Here is a 3,819-nt window from a genome sequence, read left to right on the forward strand (position 1 = left end):
GACGTCTCCAGCAACAACCGCTGCTGCGGATCCGTCGCCAACGCCTCCCGCGGACTCATCCCGAAGAACCCCGCATCAAAACGATCCACGCCGTCGAGGAAGGCCCCCACGTCCACGTAACTGGTGCCCCGTCGTTCGGCGTCGGGGTCGTAGAGGGCGGTCAGGTCCCAGCCGCGGTCGACGGGGAACGCCCCCACGGCGTCCCCAGCCTCCGACAGCAACCGCCACAAACCCTCCGGATCCCGCACACCACCCGGGAACCGGCACCCCATCCCGACGATCACCACCGGATCGTCCGCAACACCCGGACCAGCGGGCTCCATGCCCAAGGGGCCCGCCACCGCGGGTTCCAACTCACCCACATCACCCAGCAGTTGTTCCCGGAGATACCGGGCCAGCGCCACCGGCGTCGGATAGTCGAACACCACCGTCGCGGCCAGGGCGACGCCGGTGGCCATGGCGAGGGTGCCGCGGAGTTCGACGGCGGTGAGGGAGTCGACGCCCAGGTCGCGGAAGGCCCGCTCGGCGGGTACGGCGGAGGCTCCGGAGTAGCCCAGTACGCCGGAAGCGCACAGGCGGACCACCTCGAGGAGGACGCGTTCCTGTTCCGCCGGGGTGAGCCCGATGAGCTGGCCGCGCAGGCCGGAGCCGTCGCCGCGGCCGAACCGCTCGGACGCGGCGCCCGCGCCCTCGACGGCCACGCGTGCCTCCGGCAGCGATTCGATCAGCGGACTGGGACGCGTCATGGTGAAGGGCGGCGCGTACTCGCCCCAGTGGATGTCCGCGACCATGATGTCCGGCCGGTGCGCGTCGATGGCGCGTTGCAGGGCCAGGAGGCCGAGAGCGGGTGGGAGCGGCAGGACACCGCCGCGGTGCATGCGCCAGGCCACGACTTCTTCGTCGGCCATGCCGCCGTCGGCCCAGGGGCCCCACGCGATCGACGTGGCGGGCAGACCCGCCGCCCGGCGCTGCTCGGCCAGCGCATCGAGGAATGCATTCGCCGAGGCGTAGTTGCCCTGGCCCGATGTGCCGAGAGTGCCGGAGACCGAGGAGAACAGCACGAACGCCGACAGGTCGCGGTCCCGGGTCAGTTCGTCCAGATGCAGCGCGCCCAGCGCCTTCGTCCGCATCACCGACGCGAACCGCTCCGGCGTCAACGCATCGATCACACCGTCGTCCAGCACACCCGCCGTATGCACCACCGCATCCACCGGATGCTCCGCCAACACCGCGGCCAACGCGGCACGATCGGCCACATCACACGCCGCTACGCTCACCCGCGCACCCGAAGCGGCCAGTTCGTCCCGCAGCTCCGCCGCACCCGGCGCCTCCACGCCCCGGCGACTGACCAGCACCAGATGACCGGCGCCCTCCGCGGCCGCCCAGCGGGCCACACGAGCACCCAACGCACCCGTACCGCCCGTGATCAGCACGGTCCCCCGCGGACGCCAACGGGTTTCCTCGTCGATGGCGGGGACGCGTTCGAGCCGGCGACCGAGGACGCCCGACGGACGGACGGCCACCTGGTCCTCCGTACCGCTACCGAGGAGCATGCTCCGAAGGCGGGTGGTGGCACGCCTGTCGAGCACCTCGGGGAGATCGATCAGACCGCCCCAACGGTCCGGATACTCCAGCGCCGCCACGCGGCCCAGCCCCCACACCGCACCCTGCCCAGGATCCGCAGCACTGTCCGAACGACCCACCGACACGCCACCGCGCGTCAAGACCCACACCCGGCCACCCACACCCGCGTCACCGAGCGCCTGCAGCAGTGCGGCCACGGAGGCGGGGCCGAGCGGAAGGCCGTCGGCGTCGGCTCCGGCGAGCCCGGCGAAGGCGAGGACACCCGCGACGGGGTTCCCCGCCGTCGCCTCGCGCAGCCGGTCTGCCAGAGCGGCCCGGTCCGTATGGGCGCTGCCGGCGGCGTTGACGGTGACGACATGGTCCGGGCCGCCGAGGGCGGTGGTGAGTTTGGCGACCGTCGGATCGTCTTCGTCCGGCTCGGCCGGTAGGACGAACAGCCAGGGGTGTTCGGCGAAGTCCGGGGCGGCGAGGCCCCGTTCGGTCGCGGCGGGCTTCCACATCACCTGGTAGTAGAGGGCGTCGACCGCGGTCTGCTGCTGCTGCCGTTTCCGCCAGGAGGCCAGTGCCGGTACGACAGCTCCGATCTGCTCGGCCTGCAGCCCCAGGGTGTGCGTCAGCGCGTCGACGTCATGGCATTCGACGGCCTCCCAGAAGCGGTTGTCGGCGGTGTCGGCCGCGGTACGGGAGGAGGCCGCGGACCCGTCGGCGGCCGCGGTGCCGTGGTCGAGCCAGTAGCGTTCGTGCTGGAAGGCGTACGTGGGCAGGTCCACCGCCGCCGTGGCGGGAGCCGTGCCGAACGCCGGGGCCCAGTCGACGTCCACGCCGTGGACGTACAGGTGCGCGAGAGCGCCGTACAGGCCGGGGATCTCGGGGCGGTCCTTGCGGAGCACAGGGGTGAGCTGCGGGCCGGGTCCGGTCGGGGCGTCGGGGAAACAGGCACGGGCCAGGGCGGTGAGGGTGCCGTCCGCTCCGATTTCGAGGTAGTGGGTGACGCCCTGCTCGTGCAGGCGGCGTACGTGATCGGCGAAGCGGACGGGCCTGCGGACGTGGGCCGCCCAGTAGTCGGCCGTGGCCAGTTCGCCGGGCTCGGCCGGGGTGCCGTCGATGTCGGAGACGATCGGGATCTGCGGTCGGTGGTAGGTGAGGCTCTCGGCGACGCGCCGGAAGTCCTGCAGCATCGGTTCCATCAACGGTGAATGGAAGGCGTGGCTGACGCGCAGGCGCGTGGTCCGACGGCCGAGGGCCTCGATGTGTCCGGCGAGCTCCGATACGACGTCCTCGGCGCCGGAAATCACCACGGACTGCGGCCCGTTGACGGCGGCGATGCCGACCTCGGACTCCCGCCCGGCCAGCAGGGGCAGCACTTCCTCCTCGGACGCCTGCAGGGCCACCATCGCGCCGCCCTCCGGCAGCGCCTGCATCAGCCGCCCCCGCGCGGCGACCAGCCGGCAGGCGTCCTCCAGGGACCACACGCCCGCGACGTACGCCGCCGCGACTTCGCCGATGGAGTGCCCGGTGAGAACGTCGGCGCGGACCCCCCGCGACTCGAGCAGCCGGAACAGCGCCACCTGGAAGGCGAACAGGGCGGGCTGGGTGAACTCCGTACGGTTCAGCGCCTCTTCGTTCTCGCCGAACACCATCTCCCGCAGTGAGTGACCGAGTTCGTTGTCGAGATGGGCACAGACGGCGTCGAACGCCTCCGCGAACTCGCCGAAGGCCTCGTACAGTTCGCGGCCCATGGCCGGCCGCTGCGAGCCCTGGCCCGCGAAGAGGAACGCGAGGCCCCCTTCGGAGTCGGTCGCGCCGACGGTCGCGTCGGGAGAGGGCTCCCCCCGGCCGACGGCCTTCAGGGCGGCGAGGAGGGCGTCGCGGTCCTCGCCGACGACGACGGCACGGTGCTCGAACGCCGAGCGGGAGGTGGCGAGCGCGTGCCCGATGACCGCGGGGCTCAGCTCCGGGTGGACCTCGATGTGCCCGGCCAGCCGGGCTGCCTGCGCGCGCAGCGCCTCGACGCTACGACCGGAGAGCAGCCAGGGCAGTGCGGCCACGGGGGGCCGCGGGGCGGCGGGGAGCTCCGGGGCGTCCTCGGGGAGCGCTTCCTCCAGGACCACGTGGGCGTTGGTGCCGCTGAGCCCGAATCCGGATACGGCGGCGCGGCGTGTACGGTCCTGCGCGCTCGGCCAGTCCCGCTGCTCGTTCAGCAACTCCACCGAACCGGCCGACCAATCGACATGC

Annotated in this window: 1 protein-coding gene; it reads right to left on the reverse strand. The window is 72.6% G+C overall.

Features of this window, described 5'->3' with window-relative positions; genetic code table 11:
* The coding region (locus ACGFNH_RS32650) for an SDR family NAD(P)-dependent oxidoreductase (RefSeq protein WP_393660003.1) at positions 1–3,819 on the reverse strand (3,819 nt) is incomplete at both ends.

Source organism: Streptomyces sp. NPDC048639 (genome assembly GCF_043199075.1).
Lineage (GTDB): Bacteria > Actinomycetota > Actinomycetes > Streptomycetales > Streptomycetaceae > Streptomyces.